This is a genomic window from Pseudofrankia coriaricola, assembly GCF_001854805.1.
Lineage (GTDB): Bacteria > Actinomycetota > Actinomycetes > Frankiales > Frankiaceae > Pseudofrankia.
Map to the genome: position 1 here is coordinate 49,776 of NZ_MBLO01000069.1, position 19,978 is coordinate 69,753.

Sequence of the window (19,978 nt, forward strand, 5' to 3'; positions counted from 1 at the left end):
GCGGCGGCGTTCCGGTCACCGCCCACGAGCGACAGTGCGGGGCCTGGTAGCGGGAGCGCTCATCCTCGGAGTGGTTGTGTTTGTCGGGTTCCTGATCGCGGCCCAGGTAAGGATGGATCGAGCTGGCTGCGGCGCGGTCGATCCGACGGACCCAGGCAACTACAGCGCGGTGTTTCTCGCCAACGACACCCCGCGGTTGGTCGTCGTCGACGACTGCCAGGGCGGCTATTGCAGATCCGATCAAGGGTCGATGCCGCTGGCGCCAGGCGAGCGAGTCGGGGTCGACGCCGCATGCGCGGCCAGCGGCGACGCCATGACGTCGTGGCGGGTAGCAAGCGCTGACGGGACCGTTCTGGGCTACGTCGCGGTCGACACCCCCAGGAAGCGCGACGGCCTTGTCTACCCCATCTCCCGCGTGAGCCACAATCGGTTCACCGCAACCCCTTCGCTCTGACCCCCAAAGGTGCACGGTCGGACCACTCAGGTCGCCGACGTCCACACTCCAGGTCGAGCGTCGGGCCGACGCCCCGACGCGCGCGGGTGGGGTGGCAGTCCCGACGCGCCGGGGCCCCGGGGCGCAGCGGGACTGACGGGGCCCCGCCCGTGCGTGGCGCGCGTGGCGGACCGACGCGGCGGCCGAAGGCCGCCCTTGAACCTGAAAGGATTTAAAAACCTGAAAGGACTTTCTACGACAGCGATCTTCGCTCGACGATCTTCGCCCGCGCTGCCAGGCGGAACCACGACGCGGAGATCGACACTGACGACCTCGGCGCCCATGACGGCTCGGGAGTGCCGTCGCAGACCGACGCGCCTACCCGGCCGACACGGCGTCCCAAGACCGACGTCCAAGTAGCAACCGCTCCGGCGGGACGGACGGACCCTGAGAGGAGAGGGCAACCGGTCCACCGACGTTCACACCGGCCCGTGCCGCCCGCTCGCTCAGCTGATCGATACCGACGGCGTCCACCACCGTCCGGCGCCGTCCGCCGGCTCGGGTACACCGTTGGGTGCACTGGCACCCGCCCTGGCCAACGTCGTTCCCTCACGCTCGGCACGATCGGCGACCGTCCCGGACGCCCGGCCGACACGGAGATCATGAGATCATTCGTGGTCCGTCCGCGTATGTCCGTGGCCGTCGGCTGGTCCAGGTCGCGCGGCTGGCGGCGTCCACGGACGTCCACCTTCGTCCGCCGTCGTTCGCCGGCCTGGCTGCCGGCACCGTACTGACCACGGCGGTCCGTGAGCTCTTCCTAGTCGCCGTGCCGGCCTGTTGGACGCGGTTGGTCCCCTACTGGGGAAGTGCTTTCATCGGATCGCACATCCGCCTTTGTTTCCTGGACCTTTAGGCGATGCAGTTGTTGCCCAATCGCCGAACTCACGAAAATGCTCGGCAGCACGAAATAGCGTTCTAGAAGCCTCAGCTCTCCGAAGGGCCAGAGAAATAGAGCGACAGCTCCGTAGGCTACGACGAGGTAGAGCACCCAGCGAAGAATGAGTGCCGGGTGAGCCCGAAGAAGCCGCAGCATTGTACGAGGCCCTATCGCCTTCTTTAGGTCATCTCTAAGCCATCCGACAGGCGTCCGACGCCCTCGTTGCTCGCGATGCCGACCCGCGGGAGGTTCCGTGAAACTCGCACGATTGTGGGTACGGCGTCCGCGGCCTCTCATAACGCGAGCGTCCCACAGACGCGGAAGGTTCGTGGAGTTGCGGACGATGCTGCCTTGCAAAGTCACTCTCGCCTGTCCGTCGATGTCCGGGCTCGTCCGTGACCGTCGTCCGACGCGGCCACCGGTTCCGGCGGAGTCCCGCGCCATCCGCCCCAGTCCGCCGGCTCAGCGACACGGTGGCTACACATGCACCTCCCGCCGGCCGGTCGGGCGACCCGGGGATCATGAGATCATCCAGGGCTCGTCCGCCGACGTCCGTGGACGTCCCTCGCTGCAGGTCACGCGCTCGGCGGCGTCCTTAGACGTTCGTAGTCGTCCACTGTCGTCCGCGGGCTTAGCTGCCACCGTGGCTGCCGCTGCGCCCTTGGCGTGGTCGGAGAGGCCGGGCCATCCCACCGACCCGACGCTCCCCCACCGTCCACAACGTCCGCAGTCGTTGCTACATCGGGCTGAACGCCAGTGGGCGGCGGAGGTCGGCTCGTTCGATCATCCGTCGGCGATCCGTCCAAGCTTCAGCGGCACCGAAACGCCGCTGCGTCTAACCTCGCAGGACGTGACGAACCGCCCCGAGGGCTCAGACAAGCGTCGCCGGCCAACCCGGACGATCCCGCTCCAGTACCTGTGGGGCCGCGCTCCCCGGATCGACCTCTACGCGGATCGCCTCCGCCTGATCCTCCCGATCTACTTCGGCCGCAAGGCCATCGAGGTCCCGCTCGACCAGGTGGCGGTCACGCCGGTATACCTGTCCTCCGAGAAGCCCTCGATCATCGCGGATCAGGGAATCACCGAGGACGGGCTGTCTATCCCCTACCTGTTCACTCGCTTCACAACGCTGCTTCGCGACATCCCGGGCATCAGGCCGCCGAACCTGATGCTCGTCTTCGCCACGCCGGCACGGGTCCCGCCACTGCGCAAGCTCGAGTACACCCGGGTGTCGCTACCGTTCGGTTACATCTCGTCACGAGCCGAGAATGGGGTAACGATCGACGGTGCGCTGCTATGCGTCACGAGCCCAGACGCTCTCCACCAGTTGGCAGCCAGCGGCGTCGAGGCCGTCTCCGACTGGCGGACCTGGCTACGTGCTCACCCCAGAAACGACGTCGCCATCCGCCAGGACCGAAAGGCGGCCGACCAGCACTTCGTGGACCTGACCCGAAACCTTCTCGTCGTCTGGGTCCTCTTCCTGGCCGCCGTCGTCGCCGCCATCGTCATCTACAGCCTGGCAACCTAACCATCTGAGCACGACCCCTGTCCGTACGGCTACCGCTGAATGCACACGATGATCGAGTGGATACTCCGGAGTGAACCGACCTCTCCGCGCACGAGCCATCGCTCGACGCAATTGCCCTCGGCTGACGGCAGGGCGGACCGCGACCAGCCCCCCGATTACAAGATCGGTCCGGACGGTCCGTTGATGTCCACGCTCGTCCGTCGGTCCTGCTCACAGCCATGCCGCGTCCACCGCCGTCCGCTCCCGTCGGCCGGTGTCCGTGGGCTTGGCTGTACGGATGGATGCACCAGCTGGCCATCTCGGCGTGGCACGCCTCTGGTTCAGCAGAACGTCTCGAATCGCAGGAGGTCCATCCGCACCGGCGCGCGACAGGTCCGGAACCCAGCACCTGGGCGAGCACCTGGACAACGGCCACCCGGTCCCATCATGGTTGCCACCGGGTGTCGGTCATCATGGCGCCTATGCCCCGTACGCGGCGGTCCCCGGGAACGCAGACCGTCCTGGACGTGCTGCGCAGCGGGTTTCGACGACCTGACCCGGACGCCGTGACCAAGCTCATCGACGAGATGGACGCCGGCCGGCTCGCCACACAGCCCGTCGCGGTCTCCTGTTACCTCCGCGGCACCGCGAGCGCCCTCCCGCGCCGCTGGCAATACGGCGTTCTGATACTCGACGGCCACAGCCTGACCTGGAGGCGGTACATCACAGGTCAGCGCGCCCCCAGACGCGTGCCATCCCACCTCGACGTGGAGCAGGTACGCGACGTCAGCGGCGTCGAGGGCCTTCACCTCAAGGCCGAGCTGTTCCAGATCATCGTCGGCAGTCGTCCGCCATACCTGGTCACGGTCCTGCCCACGTCCGCCGGCGGCGACGCTCGTCCGTCGGTGCCCGCGGGCTTGGCTGTATCAGCCGATCGTCCAGGAGCCTCACAGAAGCTGGGACTCGCCAGGGGCATGTAGAGCCGATCCGACCGTCCCGTACCCTGTCGCCGTGAGCATGATCGGGGAGTACCTGCGAGTCACACCGAGCCAGCTGGACCAGGCCGTCAAGGATCCCGAATGGGCACTCGATCTCGCCGAAACGATTCGCGATTCACAGGACGAGAGCAAGCCAACGCCAGCTGAGGCACTACATTTCAGTACCTACAAGACATGGGATCTGCTCGCATTTTTGTTGCGGCGATCATCTTTCCCCGTAGATATCATCCACGGCGAGGAATGTTTCGCCGAAGATGAAGACTGGGGTTATGGACCTCCACGGTATCTGCCAGTAGAGCGGGTCAGGCTAGCGGCAGAGATCCTGCAGCAGACCACCTATGACCAGCTGATTCGGACGGTCACCCCCTCAGAAATTGCCGATGCCGACATTTACCCAAAAAGCGCGAACTCCGCAGACTCCCTAGAATGGGGGCGTGACTATTTCATTCCCCTGACGGCCTTCTTCCAAGGCGCAGCCGCGGCCGGCCACGCGGTACTGGCCTGGCTCGACTGACCAGGCATGCGAAAGGCCTGCGTTACAGCTCAGGCCCACCGGGTGTGAAGTTGCCACTCATCCGACGAGCTCCCACGGCGGCCCCGAAGCATCCGGTCCGAAGTCCTCGGCGAGCCGCCCACTTCTCCTTGCTCGAGTGCCGCGACCGCCGATGGGCCCCTAGCGCCCGCTCTCATGATGTAGATCCGGGGCCTGCGCGAGTGCTGCCGCTACCCAGGTGAGCCATCGGTGGAGGGTGCTGAAGTCGGCGTCGGTCAGGCCGTGGCGGGGGTCGACTCGGTGGAGCAGGGCCGGTCCTCGATGGTGTGCCATGACCCACGTCCGGTCGGGGGAGGTGATCTCATCGTCGACCCAGGCGAACGGGCGGCCTGCAGCCCAGGTGACCAGGGCGCGGGTTTTCCAGTGCAGGCCGTGGCGTTCATCCCATGCGTCGAATTCGGAGGGTTCTGGCCAGGTCACGACGGCCAGTTCAGGCAGTCCGAGCCGCGGCGCGACGTAGTCGTTGGCGTCGGCCATCCACGTGGTGGCCCAGACAAGCTCACCCGGCAGGGCTGCCAGCCGGGACCCGTGGCCGGAGTTGATCCTCGCAAGCAGCGGGTTCGCCTCCGATGACGCTGATCCGCAGCCGGGTCCGTGGTTCGGATAGGCGCCCGCCGGGGCGCCGAAGGGAATGAGTGGCCCGTCCACATCAAGGAAGATCAGCGGCTCGCCTACGGAGCTGTCCACGCTCACACCATAGGGCTGATCGATGCGTCGAAGCCCCGAGCGGTAGGCCGTGGCTCGGGCTCCGATCTGCTTCAGCCAGGCTCTCGCTCCCAGGGAGTCGACCCTGGCGCGCCGGCTCGGTCAGACGGTGACGTTGGCGGTCAGGAAGTCGTTGAGGAGGCACCCGATCCGTAGACCTCGGCGGGCCGTCCACGAGCGTCCATCGGTGTCCATCGGTGCAGGTGACGGGCTCGGCGACGTCCACCGTCGTCCACTGACGTCCACCCCCGTTGCGGTACAACTGCCGTACTTCTCGACCCCGTGCCTCGGGCTACCTACGGTGACATCCGGAGGGCAGGGATCCGCGCGGCGATCCTTTCTAGGTTCGGATGGGGGAGCCGAAGCGGAGGACGTTCCCTTCAGGGTCGATGACGGCGCCTTCGCGTTGGCCCCAGTCGGTGTCCTCCGGGGAATGGATCTCGACTCCGGCGGAGCGCCACTCGGCGGCCAGGTCGTCGGCGTCGTCGACGAACAGGTACGCGCTGCCGCGAAATTCCGGATGGTGATCTGTGACGACGCCGAGGTGGATTTCGACGCCGTCGCGCGTGGCGTAGCCATAGCCGCCGCCCTCGTACCGCCGAGTCGTGAAGCCAAGTCGTTGGTAGTGCGCCAAGGTGGTGGCCAGGTCGCGGACGGGGAAGATCGGCGCTATGCGCTTCAGGCTGCCCACGGGACGAAGGGTAGCCACCTTCGTATCGAGGCCGAGCTGCGGCCGGCCGCCAACCGCCACACGTCGCGACCTGGTGCAGGCCGGGAATCAGATCCGTAGCTTGATCCGGATCTTCCGGGGACGTCCGTGGATGTTCGCCGTGTCCGGTGAGCAGGGAGGCGCCGTCCGCCGACGTCCGCCAGTCTCCGCGCTCGTCCGCCGGCTCGGCTGTCAGCTTGGCTGTCACTCCAGGCGGTCACGGTTTGGCCCGGGGATGTACTGCGTCTCGCCTCAGGGGCGCCGCAGTTAGCGCCGTCCGCCGGTATTTGGTCCCATGCGACGACTACGATCCCGCGCGGAGGCTTGAAGCGGGCTGCGCGTCGGTCGTGGAAGGTAAGGTGCCGCGCGGGGTGACGGGCGGCGAGTACGTGGCACCGGCGGAAGACGTGTTCGAACGTCAGCATTCGGGGTCGCTGTCGAACCCGCAGTTCGCTGGGCTGGTGGGCCAGGTCGGGCTGCATGCGCGGAGGGGTGCACCGTGGGCCTGCCGGCTGCTGTACCGATGGCTGGCAGTGGAGGAGTCCGACACCCGGCGGGTCATCCTACTGAAGACGATGATCGAGGTGGGCTGCCGGGACTGCCCGCTCGACATGCTGACGAGGCTGGTCGCGGTCCCACACACGGACGTGTGCCAGGAAGCCGCGCACCTGCTCGTGCTCGCCGGCCCTTCCGGGGAACGTGCGCTGCTCGCGACGCTGGGCCGGCTCCGCGGCTATCTACTGGCCATCTCGCTCGGCCAACTCGCATCCGGCAACGGGCCGCTCGACGTCGCCACGGTCGCCAGCTACGCCAACCACCCCAACCAGCACGTCCGCCTGGGCACGCTCGGGACCCTCGCGGTCCGCGGCGACGGCACCTGCACCGGGAAACTCGCCGCGGCAATCGACCGCTCCGACATACCAACCCGGGACGCGGCCCTGACGGCGCTCGTCACCATCGGCGGCCCGGACGCCGTCGACGCGGTCTTGAAACGGCTGTCCATCGACGCAGCGCGCCGGTCCCGACCGGAAACCCTGACCGTCGAACTCGCGCTGAACTACCTCGGCCAGCACGCCCAGACCCGCCCCGACGCGCTCACCCACGCCCGCACCCTCATCGTCGACCACTGGCACCGACGCGACGAAGCAGAAATCGCCTGGATCCGCAAGAATCTCCCGCAGGTCGCCCCGGAGACTCCGGAACCGATCAGCCCACCCTCATCCCAAGCCGCCGCTGGTATGCGCCGCCCGGTCCTCGCCCGCCTCCATCGGATGATGCAGGACAGCATGTAACGGCGGGCACCTCACCCCGCGAGCAAACGGCTTGATTGTCTCGCAGCGCCGACGGTCGAACACTTGGATCCAAATAACGACCGTTGCTGCGGGCACGCACGGGTGGAGGCCCGACCGCCGACCCACTCCTGGTCCGGCGCTCCGCCATACCGTTCGCCACCGTCGTGAGTCCTTGCTTCACGGAGTGCTACACGGCCCGGCCCGCCAACCGCCCGACTACGAGATCGTCCCGCGTAGTCCATGGACGTCCACAGTCGTCCGCCGAGCCTGGTCACAGCCCTGCCCGTGTCCATCGGCGTCCACGCTCGTCCACCGGTGTCCGGGGGCTGGGCTGTACGAATGGCTGTACAACCGGCGGTGTCCGGTTGCCGCACGACCCGCTGCTGGCCGCCAGTCGCGGAGCGTCGACAAGCGCGACAACCGCAGCGGGCCGTCATGCGTCAGAACCCTCGACGTCGATTTTATCGAGGCCGAAGCCGAGGCCGCAAAAGCCGGCGCCGTATATTTGAAGGGGAGTCCACAAGCTTGCATTTCTCGCCGTTCGCGGCCACGGCCTTCACGAGACTGCTTGCAAGAAACGTCAGAGCCTCGTTCACAATCATTTGCGATCGGCGAGGGGAAAGCTCCTTCCGGATGGCATAGTGCAGATTTTCAAGGCTCATGCAGCCTTCGCCGATAGGATCTTCGTCGTTTGCCTCCCGATAGAGAAGTGCTACGATCTTCGCGATGAGTGCGACGGAATTCTCGGCGGCGTCGTAGAGTTCATCTATCTCGGCCAGGCTATTACCGGGATGCTCAAATAGACCCTTCAGATCAAGCAAGGTCAGAGGGGTGCGTTGGTGCCGTTCAAGGAGCCCTATCAGTTCTTCAACCGTTAGCAGTGCATCGCCCGCATGACCGCCACGGCGGGCGAGATAGATGCTGCCCATGCCGCCATCACCAAGACGACCGAGCACGGCGTAGGGGCCCAGAACGCTAGGGTCGGACTCGTCGAGCGGCGCCACGTCCGACAGCCCGATCAACGTTACCCCCCGACCGGAAGACCCAGGTCCGATTCTTTCCCCAGACTGAAGGGCTTCTTCTGTATAGGCAGTTATATCCCATGGAAAACGGCCCACGAGCGCCCATGGGCGATGCCCATGGCGTGCCTGTCTCTGAGCTGGGGCGTTGTGACAACCACTAGCCTCGAGCTTTCGCGGCCTGGGCTTGGGCGATCGTGGGCTGTCCTCCGAGCCTCGTCGATGTTGAGTTGTGGTGTTCGGCCGGGTTGGTCCGTGGCCGAGTGTCCCGCTGTCGCGCGGGGTGGGCGCTCGGTCCACGTCCGGGAGTTCTTCCAGGTCGGTGGGGCAGGGAGGTCGCTCCGGTTATCCGGGGGTGGGCAGGGCGCGCAGCCGGCTGATCGCCTCGACGGCCAGCGGCGCGAAGGGGTGGTGCGCGGCTGGTGCCGCTTCAGGCAACGTTGGCCCGGTCGACGATCCGGCGTAACCGCTGATCTTGGGCGTGCTGGTTCCGCCAGATGATGTAGCGGCGGATCATGGATGCCTGGGCGCGGTGGTTGCGGTGGTCGGTGCCGTCCAACGGGAAATAGCGCAACGCGGTGAACTGGGCCTCGATCCGGTTGAGCCAGGACGAGTAGGTCGGGGTGTAGGCGATCTCGACGTTGGCAGCCTGGGCCCAGTCACCCACCCGGCTGTCGGTCTTCGTGGTCAGGTGCGGCGACTAGCCAATGGCAGTGCCCGCGAACAGAGGGCCGCCGGCTGGCCAGGTGGGCAGGTAGGCAGCCCCCTGCGCTGCCGGCGCTGTGTCGGGCACTGTCTGCCCACCCGCCACCGCTGAAGATCGCCAGATCTGTAGCCGAATCCGAACTACGAGCCTTCGTTAGTTCGGATTGCCATACAGATCTGGCGATCAAGCGCACTCACCACTGTCTGGTGGGCGCGGGCGTCGGCGTCAGCGTGGTCCAGCGGCCAGCTGTGCTGTGACCTGAGCCACCATTCGCTATATGGCTCGCCGTTTTACTGCGGGCACTGGTTGTCGAAGTCGCGGCAGTATTCCACGACGTTCGGCGCGGTGCGCTTGGTCCGGCGCCGGTGGGCGCGGCTGTTGGCCGCCGCGCTGTCGGGCCGTCCGCTGGGCCTGGACGGCGATGGCGGGCCGTTGGTGCTCGATGAGTTCGGCCGTCCCGACGGGGACGAGCGCACGCTCATTGTCGGGCAGTGGCGCTACGTCGGACGGGGCCGTGATCCTGCTGGGGCGGAGGATGCGCCCGGGGCGGGGCCGTGAGTCGGCGGCGCGGGTCGGGGCCGTTGGCTGGACAGATCGTGCTGCCCTTCGACGACCACGAAGAGACGACCGGCGCAGCGAACCTGGCGGGGCTTATGGCCGCCGAGAGGACGAGTACCGCAGGTTCCGGCTCGTTGTCTGTCCCTGCTGCGGCGGTCGCGGAAGACTGCGCGCGACCGGTGGGGGTGGGCGGGTGGGACCGCCTCCCGCCCAGATCCGAAACGGCCCGTCAATGCGGTGCGGACAGAGTAGCGGCGGCGGGGCTCGGTTCCGCGGAACCGGACGGCGCGCAGGTGACGGTTCCGGACTGGGTGCCTGCCTCGGCACGGGCGGACTATCTGGCGGGCTGGCTGGCAGGTCGTCGGGCTGCGGTTGCGGCGGGTCCGCTGACGGATGAGGTGGCCCGGGACGTGGTAGCGATCATCGACGGGGTCAGTCGGCCGGTCCAAGCTGCGGATGCGGCCTGACGCACATCCGGTCCTCTGCCGGTAGGTGATGATCCGCCATGACGTCGATGCGTTCCATCACCCGGGCCAACAGGCGTCGCCGCTGCGCCAGCGTCATGTCCGGCCACTCCTGCGCAAGCTGGAGCAGCCGCTCATCGTCACCAGGTTTTCCCTTTATTCCGCTGGTGACTGTCCCGGCTGCGGACGTGCGTAGTCCGGTCGGATGCCCAGGCGCTGTTCGTCGGGGAGCACCGGGTCGAAGACGATGGCGGCATCGATCCTGCGGCCGTCTTTCGGCATCAGGGGCAGCGGGACGCGGCCGGGTAAGGCGATCGCGCAGGCGTCAGCAGGGTCAGAGGGAGCTCGCGTAGCCGGCGGTAACGCGCATCGTCTCGCCGGTGACGAAGCGGGCCTTGTCGGAGCAGAGGTAGAGCATCGCGTCGACGATGTCCTGCTCGGTGCCTTCGAGGTCGAGGAACTGGTGGTGCCGGTGGCCCTCGATCATCTGCGGGGTGAACTCGTTCCGGATCGTGTCGGTGACGTGCAGGCCCGGTGCCAGCGCGTTCACGCGGATTCCGCTGGGCCCGAGCTCGCGCGCCCAGGCGAGCGTGAGCGCGCGTACGGCAGCCTTCGTCGCCCTGTAGGCGCCCATGCCGTTGAACGCGGCCGACGAGGAGATGTTGAGGATGTTGGCGCCTAGCCGGCCCTGCAGGTGCGGTCGCGCGGCGAGGGTCCCGATCATCACGCCCATCACGTTCACGTCGAAGAGGCGACGCAGCTTGGATACAGGGAGCTGCGCCCAGTTGACGCCGTACTCGAGCGAGTGCAGGCCGGCGTTGTTGATGAGGATGTCGACGCCACCGCCGTGCAGGGCGGCGACGTCGGTGAGCACCGCGTCCCAGGCCGCGTCGTCCGCGACGTCGAGGCGGTGGGCGGATGCCGCCTGGCCACCCGCCTCGGTGATCTCGCGAGCGGCCTTGTCGACCTCGGCTTTATCGACATCGGTCAGGACCGCGTGCGCGCCGAGCTCGGCGAGCGCCCGACCGAACGCGCGACCGAGGCCGCGCGCGCCGCCGGTGATGAGCGCGACGCGTCCCTCGAACTGGGTGACCCGATCAACCACGACCGCCTCCGCAAGCCAGCATATTTGAACTCAGTCGAGATATTGATTAGGTGGTGATCGCACAATCCCGCCTAGGCGTGCGGACAGGGCTGAAGACCATGTCCCGATCGGGGACGGTCTGGCTCGGAGCGCCAGCCCGCGCTCATGGGCTCGACGCCGCCGGCCGCGGGACGGCGCGCCACCGCATCGCCGGAGAGGCGGTCGATCCAGATGCCGCGATCATTCCCTATCGTTACTCAAACAACCCTCGACGAGGTCATGTTAAGGTGCGTTTGTGGAACGTCTCTACTCGGTGGATCGGGTCGCCGACCTGCTGGGCCTCCATGTGCGGACCGTGCGCGGCTACGTGCGTGACGGACGGCTGAAGGCGGTGCGGATCGGCAAGCAGTACCGGATCGCGCACGAGGACCTCGAGGTCTTCACCGGCCGTTCGGTGTCGACACCCACCCCGGAGACGGCCGCGCGCCAGCGGCACGTCGAGGTGTCGAGCATCGTCGAGGTCGAGGCGATCAGCGTCGACACGGCGAGCCGGGTGAGCACCCTGCTCACGGGCGTCGCGGTGCATCGGGGAGACGCGCCCGTACGGATCGAAACGGTCTACGACGAGGAGCGGGCTCGCATGAAGATCGTCGTTCTGGCTGACATCGACGACACCGTGCGGCTGCTCGAGTACGTCAAGGCGGTACTCGAGTCATGAGCGCCACCTACAAGGCCGGCGACGTCGGTCGGTTTTCGTTGTCCACTCGCACGCATCGCGAGTAGGCGTTCACTGGGCTGGCCACCTGTGGACGTGTCTTCTCCAGAGAATTCGGTACCTCGAGAGGGAGAGATATGCCCGCGCACGATGGACGGCTGATGAGAGCAGCGCTCCGTGAAGATCTCGTCACCGCGATGAAGGCACGGAATCGCGATGCCGTCACCGCGCTTCGCACGGCCATCGCCGCCATCGACAACGCGGAGGCGGTGGACGCGCCCGGTCACGGCCAGCCGTGGGCCGGTGAGCACGTCGCGGGCGCGCGGGCGGGAGTCGGCGCGACCGAAGCGGAACGTCGTGACCTGACCGCGGGCATCGTGATCGCCATTCTGCGCGCGCAGGTCGGCGAACGTATCACCGAGGCCGAGCGTTACGAGGCACACGGACAAACGGATGCGGCCGACCGGCTCCGCCGGGAGGCAAAAACGCTCATGAAGTACGTGCGGGAATAGCGGAAGCGTCGAGCACCCGGCCCGGCCGCCAGGTGCGGGGACTCACCCGACGCGGACGACGCTCTTGCCGCGGGTGGCACCCCCCGCCAGGTTCGCGATCGCGGTCTCGACGTCGCCCAGTTCGTATTCCGCGGTGATGTCGATGCGCACCGCCCCGTCGGCGACCAGGCTCATGGCGCGGGTGGCGCTGTCGGCCAGCTTCTTCGGGCTGGTCTGGCTGGCCAGGTTGCTGTTGTACGTCATCAGCGACTGCCCCCGGGTCAGCAGGTCGTTGGTCGAGACGGTGACCGGTTCGAAGGTGGCGATGTTGCCGTAGGCCACGATCCGGCCGTGCGGGGCCAGCCGCTCCAGGTTCGCGAGGCGGGTGGGGCCGCCGATCGGATCCAGGATGGCGTCGAACGTCTCCCCGTCCAGGGCGTCGGGGAACTCGTCACGCACCAGCACCTGGTGGTAGCCGAACTGGTGGGCGTAGTCGACCTGGTCGGCGTTGCCGACCACCCCGACGATGCGGGCCGCGCCCGCCGCGGTGGCGAACTGCGCGGCCTGCGACCCGACTCCGCCGGCGGCGGCATGGATCAGCACACTGTCCCCGGGCTGAACGGCGGTGACGGAGTTGATCAGGTCGTAGGCGGTCGGCGTGACCCATCCGAACCCGGCCGCCGCACGTGGGTCGACTCGGTCGGCGTTGATCGCCAGCACCGCGGGCGCGGTCACGACCTCGGCGAAGCCACCGCCGCCGATCAGCGCGGCGACCTGTTCGCCCAAGCGGGCGTCCGCCACGCCCTCCCCCACCGCGACGATCTCGCCTGCCGCCTCGAAACCCGGCACGAACGGGCGTTCGACGGGGAAATGACCCGCGCGCACGAGTACATCGCCGTACTGCACTCCCGCATAGGCGACCCGGATCGCGACCTCGCCCGCGCCAGGCACAGGTTCGGCCACCTCGACGACCCGGAAGCAATCATCGACGCCCAGAACGACGGCCTTCATCACATCAAGCCCCTGTCTCAACTCAGTATCCTGACACTTGGAACCCAATCTGTATCAGATACCTGAGTCAACTAAGAGGTCTGTGACATGGCCGACGTACCGGTCGAGGAATATCTGTGCACCCGCATCCGGCGCGCCGAGCAGGCCCTGATCGGCCACCACGAAGCGGTGCTCCGCGGCTACGGGCTGACCATGCCCCAGTACACGGTGCTGCTGGCCCTCTCCCGCGAGGAGGCCATGTCCGGAGCACAGTTGGCCCGCGCGTGCGGGGTGACCCAGCAGAGCATGGCCAGCGTGCTGACCGGCCTCCAGAACAAGGGGCTCCTCGACCGCCGGCCGTCGCCCGTGCACGCGAAGGTCCTCATCGCGACCCTCACCGACGCCGGCCACGACATCCTCGACCGCGCCTACCAGGAGGTGATCGTGCTGGAACGCGCCCTCACCGACCGGTTCACCCCGGCGGAACACCGGCAGTTCTGCGACCTTCTCGACCGCGCCACCGCCACCCTCGTCGAGCAGACCCCCGAGCGCGGCGGAAGAACCCAGTAGATCGGACCGCCTCTCGGCTCGGCCGTGGCTACTCCAGCCGTGGCTACTCCAGCCGAGGCTCGATGGCCGGAGCGAGGAGTCTGATCAGCGCGTGCGGCCTGGAGGTCCTGAGGTACTCCCCACAGGCTTTGTCGTTCGCGCGTCGTTCCAGCGACTGCCAGGCGACTGTCCAGCCAGCGTGCGCGGCGAGCTGGCGCAGGAACGCGCGCTGGGTCCGCCCGTTGCCCTCCCGGAACGGGTGGATGGCGTTCAGCTCGCCGTAGAGCGAGGCGAAGGACATGACGAAACCGTCCCACTCCAGCGGGACCAGGAACCTGCGCACGGCCAGCTTGGCGAACAGCTGGTCGAGCCGCTCGGGGACGAGCTGCGCGTCGCAGAACGACACGTCGCCCTTCGAGATGTTGCCCGTGCGTAGCTGACCCGCCCAGTCGTAGACGTCGCGGAACAGCAGGCGGTGGAACCTCAGCAGATGCGCCGTGTCGTACGCGCCGGGAACGACCGACGCCGTGAGCTCGGCCGTGCGGATGCCGACGAGCTCGTGCTCGGCCTTGCTCAGCTCGTCGGCGTCCCGGATGTCGAGCAGGTTGCGCAGGCACGCCGCGCCCGGCCAGCAGTACGGGTCCTCGTCCTCCACCGCCGTCACGACGTCCCGTACTGGACGATCATCTCGGCGATGATGTCGTCCGCCGCGCGTGTCCCAGCGGCCGCCTCACGCAGCCGGTCCACCATGTACGGGCCGAACTCGTGGCCCTCGAGACGCGCGCTGCCCACGGCGACGACCACCGCGACCTCCGGCGAGGTGCGAAGCCGGCCGTAGTAGTCGGCCATCACCGTCGGATCGATCACCTTGGCGGAGCGCCGCGCGACGAGACGCCCGGCGCGGGCGAGCCGCCACGGCGGCTCGGTGCGCACGATCCGCGACAGCTCTCCCTCGGGCAGGGGGCCGTACGACCGCAGGATCCGCTCGACAGCGTCACGCGCCCGCGGGCCGAGCCGCCGCGGGTCGCCGGCCGGCCAGCCGGAGGCCTCCCGCCGGCCGCGGTGCCGGTCGTACAGCCGGCGAACGACCGGCCCGTTCATCCACGCCTCAATGTCGTCCTCGAACAAGTGCTCGCGGTGGTCCGCGAGATGCCAGGCCTGCGCGTAGTAGACGAGCTTCTGAAGCCGCGCGGTCCGCATCGCGCCACGACGCTCCAGCAGGTAGGCGGCGACGTCGTCGACGTTCTCCGCCATCACGCCCTCCCGCTCGGACCGTGACCATGTAGACGTGACGCACGGCCCTGATCAGGCCCGCCCCTGATGCCGTCCACGTCCGACAACGCCCAGTTTACGGCGGTCCGCCGCCGCCGAAGCGCTCTCCCGCGGGATCGGCGCCGCGTCACGCGCTCCGCGCCGCGCGACAGGCCATCCCATATATCGATACGTTTCGGAGGGCCGCGGGTCATCCGCCGGCCGGCACCCGCCCTGTCGTGTCCACCGGAGTCCGAGGAGCGAGGCATCATGCGGTCCGAACTGATCGACACCCAGCGGCGGGGGCGCAAGATCGCCCTCAGCGGCGACGAGGTCGACGCGCTGCTGACCGAGCAGCGGGTGTGCCACGTGGCGACCCTCACCGCCGGCGGGACGCCGCACGTCAGCCCGCTGTGGTTCGTCTGGGACGGCACCTCGCTGTGGCTCTACTCGATCGTGCGCAGCCAGCGGTGGGCCGACCTGCTCCGGGACGGGCGCGCCGCGGTCGTCGTGGACGCCGGCGGCGACTTCGGCGAGCTGCACGGCGTGGAGCTGCGCGGCCGGTTCGAGCCGGTCGGTGAGACGCCCCGCACCGGCCAGACGGACGTCCCCGAGCTGGCGGCACCCGAGCGGCTGTTCGCCGCCAAGTACATCGCCAACCCGGACGGGTCGATGTACCACGACGGCCGGCACGCCTGGCTGCGTCTCACGCCAGAGAAGGCCGCCTCCTGGGACCATCGCAAGCTCGGCTTCTAGCTCGGCTTCTGACGGTCGTCGTCGCACGGTGCTGGCGGAGTGGGTGTATGGGAGAGGTGGGGTAAAGCAGTGAGCGTGGTGACCAGCCGGCAGCGCCGGGTGCTCGTCGTCCGGATCGACCGGGAGGAGAAGCGCAACGCGCTCAACGCGGCCGTCACAGCCGGCATCGACGCGGCGATGAACACCCTCGAGGACGACCCCGAGCTCTGGTGCGGCGTCCTGACCGGCGGGACCCGGGTGTTCTCCGCCGGCGCCGACCTCGCCAGCGGGCCGGGCGAGCCGACCGAGCGCGGCGGCCTGGTCGGGCTCATCCACCGGCGCCGGACCAAGCCGCTGATCGCGGCGGTCGAGGGCCTGGCGCTCGGTGGCGGCGTCGAGCTCGTGCTCTGCTGTGACATGGTCGTCGCCGCGCGCACCGCCCAGTTCGGGCTGCCCGAGGTCAAGCGCGGTCTCATGCCCGACTTCGGCGGCGCGTTCCGGATCACCCGGGTGCTGCCGCGCAACGTCGCCTACGAGCTGCTCGCCACCGGCGACAACCTCACCGCCGAACGCGCCGAACGGCTCGGCTTCGTCAACCTCCTCACCGAGCCGGGCGCAGCCCTCGACGGCGCGCTCGCGCTGGCCGAACGGGTCATCGCGAACGCGCCGCTCGCCGTCCGCGCCGCGCTGGACGTCGCCCATCAGGAGGTCTCCCCCGACGAGACCGCCAGCTGGGCACGCAGCGACGCCGCCCACGCTCGGCTACTGGAGACCGCGGACCTCGCCGAAGGCATCGCCGCCTTCTTCGAGCGCCGGCCGCCCCTGTGGTCGGGCCGGTGACAGCGCCCCGACGGAGGCGAGCCTGAACGCCGAAGGTCCTCGCCGGCGTTCTACGCGACTCCCTCGCTGATGATCTTTACCTCGGTGTACTCCTCGAAACCGAGGGTGCCCATCTCGCGGCCTACACCGCTCTGCTTGTAGCCGCCGAACGGCACCTCGCAGCTGAAGTACATCCCGCCGTTGACGTTCACGACGCCCGAGCGGATCTTCTCGGCGATCGCGCGGGCCCGCGCCGCGTCGGCGCTCTCGACCGTGCCGGCGAGGCCGAAGATGGTCGAGTTGGCGATGCGCACCGCCTCCTCGTCGGTGTCGAACGGGATGACAACCAGCACCGGGCCGAAGATCTCCTCCTGCGCGATCCGAGAGTTCGGGTCGACGTCCGCGAAGATCGTCGGTTCGACGTAGTAGCCGCGCTCCAGGTGGGCCGGCCTGCCGCCGCCGAGGACGAGGCGGGCGCCCTCGGCCTTGCCGATCTCGATGTAGTCGAGCACCCGCTGGCGCTGCCTGGCGTTGATCAGTGGGCCCATGTACGTGTTCGGGTCGGCCGGGTCGCCGTAGGGAATGGAACGGAACGCGTCCGCGACCTTGGTGACCATCTCCTCGTAGCGGGAGCGCTGGACCAGCAGCCGGGTGTTGATCGAGCACCCCTGCCCGGACTGCGCCAGCGACTGGTAGGCGACCATGAGTGCGTTCGTGTCGACGTCGGCGTCGTCGCACTGGATCCAGGCGGACTTGCCGCCGAGTTCCAGGAAGACCTTCTTGACGGTGCTCGCCGCGGTGGCCATCAGGTGGCGACCGACGGCCGTCGACCCGGTGAAGCTGATCAGGTCGACCCGCGGGTCCTCGGCCAGGAGCTGGGCGACCGCGTTGTCGGACGTCGGCACGACGTTGAGGACACCCGGCGGCAGGTCGGTCTCCTCGACCGCCAGCCGGCCCAGGGCGGTGGCGTTCCAGGGGGTGTCCGGCGCGGGCTTGAGGATGACGGTGCATCCGGCGGCCAGCGCGAAGGCCACCTTGGCCAGGTTGACCTGCATCGGCGCGTTCCACGGCGTGATCGCCGCGACCACGCCGACCGGCTCGCGGTACTGGCGCCGCCGGCTCATCCGGCCCATCGACTCGCCGACGCCCAGGTCACGGACGAACTCGTAGCCTTCGGCGAGGTCGGCGGCATAGGTGAGGTTGTCCAGCGCGCGGGCGAACAGCGGCACGTCCAGGCTGACGTTCGTCGCGCCGACCTCCGCGCGGATCGTCTCGCGCAGCTCGGGAGCGTGCCGTAGCAACGCGGCGTGCAGCTGGCGCAGGCAGCGCACCCGCAGCTCGACGTCGCTCGCCCAGGTGCCCTCGTCGAAGGCGGCCCGGGCGGCGGCGATCGCGTCGCGCATGTCCTCGGCCGTCGCGTCGGCCGCGACCCCGATGACCTCCTCGGTCGCCGGGTTGACGTTCTCGTAGGTCCGCCCGCCCGTCGCCGGGCGTAACTGGCCGCCGATGAGCAGCCGCTCCTCGACGAACAGGCCGGAGGGGGTGATCACGGGTGTCGACATACGTGCTCCTCGACAGGTGACGTGTCGGTGATGGTCATGTCGGCCGCGGCGCGGCGCGCCGCGAGCGAGGCCTGGCCGATGGCCGCCGCGGCTGCGGCCGCGGCCGGCGATCCGGGCCGCGGCGGCCCGGATCGCCGGCCCTCAGCTTGCACTGTGGGCGGCGTTGGGGGTGAAGCGCTGCAGAGTGGGCTGGAAGCCGGTGGCTCCGCCGTCGACGGTGATCTGGGTGCCGGTGACGTACTTGGACTCGTCGGAGGCCAGGTAGACGGCGGCGGCGGCGATGTCGGCCGGCTCGCCCAGCCGCGGGAGCACCAGCATGCCGCGGATGACCTGCATGTACTCCTCGTCGGCGAGCAGCCTGCGCATGCCCTCCTCGCCGGTGTAGATGAAGCCGACGATGATCGCGTTGGCGCGGATGTCGTCGGCGCCGTAGTCGACGGCGAGCTGGCGGGTCAGCACGTTCACGCCGCCCTTCGCCGACTGGTAGGCGGGCCGGGAACGCAGCGAGCGCAGGCTGGACGACGCCGAGATGTTGACGATCGAGCCGCCGCCCGCGGCCCGCATGTGCGGGATGGCGTACTTGCAGGCCCACATCGTGCCGTAGAGCGCGGTGCGGACGATGTAATCCCAGTCCTCGGTGCTGATCTCGTCGACGTGGTTGTCACGGCCGCTCGCAGTCACGTCGGTTGCCGCCGCGCTGTTGACGAGCGCGGTGATCGGGCCGTAGGTCTCGACGGTCGTCGCCACCGCGCGGGCGACGTCCTGCTCGACCGAGCTGTCGGCCTCGACGTAGGTGACGGTGTGGTCGCCCGCGCGCAGCGTCGCCTCGAGTTCCTTGCCTCGGGTCGGGTTGCGGCCGGTGAAGGCGACCGAGGCGCCCTGCTCGGCGAACATCCTGACGATTCCGGCGCCGATTCCGGCGGTGCCCCCGGTGACCAGCGCGACCTTTCCCCGCAGCCTCATTCCGCGCCTTTCTTCGTGTCGTTTCCGGCGGGGGCCGTACCGTCGCCGGCCGCAACCGGGCCGGCCTTTCCGGGGACGGTCACGCCGATGTTGTCGACGAGTGGGGTGTCGCCGAACGTGGCCGAGACGAGCAGCCGGACGTCGCCCTCGAGAAGATCGAGGGGGCGCAGCGTGTCCGCCTCGACGGCGTGCGCGTAGTCCACGGTCGCGACCCGGCCGATCCGGTCGGCGACCAGGCTGGTCACCGTCTTCGCGTTCCGCTCCCCCGCGCGGACCAGCCGGGCGGCCTCGGTGAGCGCCCGGTGGATGACGGGGGCGGCGGCGCGCTGGGACGGGGTGAGCCGCACGTTTCGGCTCGACCTCGCGACGCCGTCCGGCTCACGCACCGTCGGGCAGCCGACGACCGTCGACGGCAACAGCAGGTCCTCGGCCGCCCGCCTGAACAGGACGAGCTGCTGCCAGTCCTTCTCGCCGGAGTAGTTCGTGCACGGACCGGCGACGTTCAGCATCGTGAACACCATCGTGGCCAGAATGCTCGCGTGGTCGGGCCCGAGCAGCCCGGGCAGGTCTGGCACCAGCTCCGACTGGGCGAGGAAGGTGACCGGACGCCGCGGGTACAGGTCGTCGCGCCGCATCACCAGGAAGAGATCGACGCCGGCGGCGGCCAGCAGCTCCTTGTCCCGTTCGATGTCGCGCTCATAGATCTGCGCCGACACCGGCGCCCAGTCGAGCCGCACCACGCCCGCGTAGAAGAGGGCCACGACGTCGTTCTCGCGCCGGGCCCGCTCGACCAGCGACAGGTGGCCCTCGTGGATGGCGCCACTGGTGCCGACCATGCCGACGGTGCGGCCGGCGGCCCGGTGGGCGTCCAGCAGCGCTCGGGTCTCCCGGTAGTCGTGCAGCGTCCGCATCGCCGAGCCCGCCGAGCCTGTCGCGCT

The 19,978-nt window shown here is 68.8% G+C and carries 23 protein-coding genes; 11 read left to right on the plus strand and 12 right to left on the minus strand.

Annotation, left to right across the window (positions count from 1 at the left end; all coding sequences use genetic code 11):
- Positions 1-34 precede the first annotated feature (34 nt).
- The 4 genes from BCD48_RS12405 (at position 35) to BCD48_RS46065 (ending at position 4,389) form a co-directional block, all read left to right on the plus strand.
- Positions 35-454, plus strand: coding sequence for a hypothetical protein (locus BCD48_RS12405; RefSeq protein WP_071048512.1), 420 nt, complete (start codon positions 35-37; stop codon positions 452-454).
- Between the two features lie 1,766 nt (positions 455-2,220).
- A complete protein-coding gene (locus BCD48_RS12410) occupies positions 2,221-2,898 on the plus strand; it encodes a hypothetical protein (RefSeq protein WP_071048513.1) in 678 nt (225 codons plus the stop codon).
- Positions 2,899-3,359: 461 nt separating this feature from the next.
- On the plus strand, positions 3,360-3,857 hold the full coding sequence (locus BCD48_RS12415) for a hypothetical protein (RefSeq protein WP_131803946.1): 498 nt from the start codon (positions 3,360-3,362) through the stop codon (positions 3,855-3,857).
- Positions 3,858-3,894: 37 nt separating this feature from the next.
- Positions 3,895-4,389, plus strand: a complete 495-nt coding sequence (locus BCD48_RS46065; RefSeq protein WP_083418536.1) for a DUF1877 family protein — start codon at positions 3,895-3,897, stop codon at positions 4,387-4,389.
- A gap of 159 nt (positions 4,390-4,548) precedes the next feature.
- Here the strand turns inward: BCD48_RS46065 and BCD48_RS12420 are convergent, their stop codons facing one another.
- Positions 4,549-5,115 (minus strand): HAD domain-containing protein, encoded by a 567-nt coding sequence (locus BCD48_RS12420; RefSeq protein WP_071048515.1) that lies wholly within the window; start codon positions 5,113-5,115, stop codon positions 4,549-4,551.
- A 358-nt stretch (positions 5,116-5,473) separates the two neighbouring features.
- The gene (locus tag BCD48_RS12425; RefSeq protein ID WP_198543217.1) at positions 5,474-5,884 is read right to left on the minus strand and encodes a bleomycin resistance protein; all 411 of its coding nucleotides are present in this window, start codon (positions 5,882-5,884) and stop codon (positions 5,474-5,476) included.
- Between the two features lie 329 nt (positions 5,885-6,213).
- Between BCD48_RS12425 and BCD48_RS12430 the strand changes: the two genes are divergently transcribed.
- The gene (locus tag BCD48_RS12430; protein ID WP_071048517.1) at positions 6,214-7,134 is read left to right on the plus strand and encodes a HEAT repeat domain-containing protein; all 921 of its coding nucleotides are present in this window, start codon (positions 6,214-6,216) and stop codon (positions 7,132-7,134) included.
- Between the two features lie 461 nt (positions 7,135-7,595).
- On the opposite strand, the gene BCD48_RS50615 is transcribed toward BCD48_RS12430, so the two are convergent.
- Together BCD48_RS50615 and BCD48_RS12435 are read right to left on the minus strand one after the other, a co-directional pair.
- Complete coding sequence (locus BCD48_RS50615; RefSeq protein ID WP_131803948.1) at positions 7,596-8,138, minus strand: hypothetical protein; 543 nt, start codon at positions 8,136-8,138, stop codon at positions 7,596-7,598.
- A gap of 445 nt (positions 8,139-8,583) precedes the next feature.
- Entirely contained in the window at positions 8,584-8,820 is a 237-nt protein-coding gene (locus BCD48_RS12435) for a hypothetical protein (protein WP_241841675.1), read from the minus strand.
- 297 nt (positions 8,821-9,117) lie between these two features.
- Here BCD48_RS12435 and BCD48_RS12440 point away from each other — a divergent pair, with 297 nt between their 5' ends.
- Positions 9,118-9,417, plus strand: coding sequence for a replication initiator (locus tag BCD48_RS12440; protein ID WP_349308012.1), 300 nt, complete (start codon positions 9,118-9,120; stop codon positions 9,415-9,417).
- Between the two features lie 432 nt (positions 9,418-9,849).
- Here BCD48_RS12440 and BCD48_RS54835 read toward each other — a convergent pair whose 3' ends face one another.
- Together BCD48_RS54835 and BCD48_RS12445 are read right to left on the minus strand one after the other, a co-directional pair.
- Positions 9,850-9,981: a hypothetical protein gene (locus BCD48_RS54835; protein WP_274536514.1), complete on the minus strand. Its 132-nt coding sequence runs from the start codon at positions 9,979-9,981 to the stop codon at positions 9,850-9,852.
- 234 nt (positions 9,982-10,215) lie between these two features.
- Positions 10,216-10,986, minus strand: coding sequence for an SDR family NAD(P)-dependent oxidoreductase (locus BCD48_RS12445; RefSeq protein ID WP_071048519.1), 771 nt, complete (start codon positions 10,984-10,986; stop codon positions 10,216-10,218).
- Between the two features lie 274 nt (positions 10,987-11,260).
- Between BCD48_RS12445 and BCD48_RS12450 the strand changes: the two genes are divergently transcribed.
- Together BCD48_RS12450 and BCD48_RS12455 are read left to right on the plus strand one after the other, a co-directional pair.
- Complete coding sequence (locus BCD48_RS12450; protein ID WP_071048520.1) at positions 11,261-11,683, plus strand: helix-turn-helix domain-containing protein; 423 nt, start codon at positions 11,261-11,263, stop codon at positions 11,681-11,683.
- Positions 11,684-11,817: 134 nt separating this feature from the next.
- Positions 11,818-12,192 (plus strand): GatB/YqeY domain-containing protein, encoded by a 375-nt coding sequence (locus BCD48_RS12455; protein WP_071048521.1) that lies wholly within the window; start codon positions 11,818-11,820, stop codon positions 12,190-12,192.
- A gap of 42 nt (positions 12,193-12,234) precedes the next feature.
- On the opposite strand, the gene BCD48_RS12460 is transcribed toward BCD48_RS12455, so the two are convergent.
- Positions 12,235-13,203, minus strand: coding sequence for a quinone oxidoreductase family protein (locus tag BCD48_RS12460; protein WP_241841676.1), 969 nt, complete (start codon positions 13,201-13,203; stop codon positions 12,235-12,237).
- Between the two features lie 66 nt (positions 13,204-13,269).
- Between BCD48_RS12460 and BCD48_RS12465 the strand changes: the two genes are divergently transcribed.
- The gene (locus BCD48_RS12465; RefSeq protein WP_071048523.1) at positions 13,270-13,731 is read left to right on the plus strand and encodes a MarR family winged helix-turn-helix transcriptional regulator; all 462 of its coding nucleotides are present in this window, start codon (positions 13,270-13,272) and stop codon (positions 13,729-13,731) included.
- 43 nt (positions 13,732-13,774) lie between these two features.
- Here BCD48_RS12465 and BCD48_RS12470 read toward each other — a convergent pair whose 3' ends face one another.
- Both BCD48_RS12470 and BCD48_RS12475 read right to left on the minus strand, forming a co-directional pair.
- Positions 13,775-14,374 carry a Fic/DOC family protein gene (locus tag BCD48_RS12470; RefSeq protein WP_083418531.1) on the minus strand — a complete coding sequence of 200 codons (600 nt, stop codon included), beginning with the start codon at positions 14,372-14,374 and terminating at the stop codon, positions 13,775-13,777.
- Positions 14,371-14,964, minus strand: a complete 594-nt coding sequence (locus BCD48_RS12475) for a Panacea domain-containing protein (RefSeq protein ID WP_071048524.1) — start codon at positions 14,962-14,964, stop codon at positions 14,371-14,373. Before BCD48_RS12475 ends, BCD48_RS12470 begins: the two co-directional genes overlap by 4 nt.
- A gap of 267 nt (positions 14,965-15,231) precedes the next feature.
- Between BCD48_RS12475 and BCD48_RS12480 the strand changes: the two genes are divergently transcribed.
- Positions 15,232-15,717, plus strand: a complete 486-nt coding sequence (locus tag BCD48_RS12480) for a pyridoxamine 5'-phosphate oxidase family protein (protein WP_071048525.1) — start codon at positions 15,232-15,234, stop codon at positions 15,715-15,717.
- A 69-nt stretch (positions 15,718-15,786) separates the two neighbouring features.
- On the plus strand, positions 15,787-16,536 hold the full coding sequence (locus BCD48_RS12485; RefSeq protein ID WP_071048526.1) for an enoyl-CoA hydratase-related protein: 750 nt from the start codon (positions 15,787-15,789) through the stop codon (positions 16,534-16,536).
- A gap of 50 nt (positions 16,537-16,586) precedes the next feature.
- Here the strand turns inward: BCD48_RS12485 and BCD48_RS12490 are convergent, their stop codons facing one another.
- From BCD48_RS12490 to BCD48_RS12500, 3 genes are all read right to left on the minus strand, one after another.
- Positions 16,587-18,077: an aldehyde dehydrogenase family protein gene (locus BCD48_RS12490; RefSeq protein ID WP_071048527.1), complete on the minus strand. Its 1,491-nt coding sequence runs from the start codon at positions 18,075-18,077 to the stop codon at positions 16,587-16,589.
- A gap of 141 nt (positions 18,078-18,218) precedes the next feature.
- Positions 18,219-19,040 carry an SDR family NAD(P)-dependent oxidoreductase gene (locus tag BCD48_RS12495; protein ID WP_071048528.1) on the minus strand — a complete coding sequence of 274 codons (822 nt, stop codon included), beginning with the start codon at positions 19,038-19,040 and terminating at the stop codon, positions 18,219-18,221.
- Positions 19,037-19,951: a pantoate--beta-alanine ligase gene (locus tag BCD48_RS12500; protein ID WP_071048557.1), complete on the minus strand. Its 915-nt coding sequence runs from the start codon at positions 19,949-19,951 to the stop codon at positions 19,037-19,039. Before BCD48_RS12500 ends, BCD48_RS12495 begins: the two co-directional genes overlap by 4 nt.
- Positions 19,952-19,978: the final 27 nt, after the last annotated feature.

What these genes read in the sequence shown, in the direction of transcription:
- BCD48_RS12415 (WP_131803946.1), top strand. Translation starts at nt 3,360, where the DNA reads ATGCCCCGTACGCGGCGGTCCCCGGGAACGCAGACCGTCCTGGACGTG.
- BCD48_RS46065 (WP_083418536.1), top strand. Translation starts at nt 3,895, where the DNA reads ATGATCGGGGAGTACCTGCGAGTCACACCGAGCCAGCTGGACCAGGCC.
- BCD48_RS54835 (WP_274536514.1), bottom strand. Translation starts at nt 9,981, where the DNA reads ATGACGCTGGCGCAGCGGCGACGCCTGTTGGCCCGGGTGATGGAACGC.
- BCD48_RS12455 (WP_071048521.1), top strand. Translation starts at nt 11,818, where the DNA reads ATGCCCGCGCACGATGGACGGCTGATGAGAGCAGCGCTCCGTGAAGAT.
- BCD48_RS12465 (WP_071048523.1), top strand. Translation starts at nt 13,270, where the DNA reads ATGGCCGACGTACCGGTCGAGGAATATCTGTGCACCCGCATCCGGCGC.
- BCD48_RS12475 (WP_071048524.1), bottom strand. Translation starts at nt 14,964, where the DNA reads ATGGCGGAGAACGTCGACGACGTCGCCGCCTACCTGCTGGAGCGTCGT.
- BCD48_RS12480 (WP_071048525.1), top strand. Translation starts at nt 15,232, where the DNA reads ATGCGGTCCGAACTGATCGACACCCAGCGGCGGGGGCGCAAGATCGCC.
- BCD48_RS12490 (WP_071048527.1), bottom strand. Translation starts at nt 18,077, where the DNA reads ATGTCGACACCCGTGATCACCCCCTCCGGCCTGTTCGTCGAGGAGCGG.
- BCD48_RS12495 (WP_071048528.1), bottom strand. Translation starts at nt 19,040, where the DNA reads ATGAGGCTGCGGGGAAAGGTCGCGCTGGTCACCGGGGGCACCGCCGGA.
- BCD48_RS12500 (WP_071048557.1), bottom strand. Translation starts at nt 19,951, where the DNA reads ATGCGGACGCTGCACGACTACCGGGAGACCCGAGCGCTGCTGGACGCC.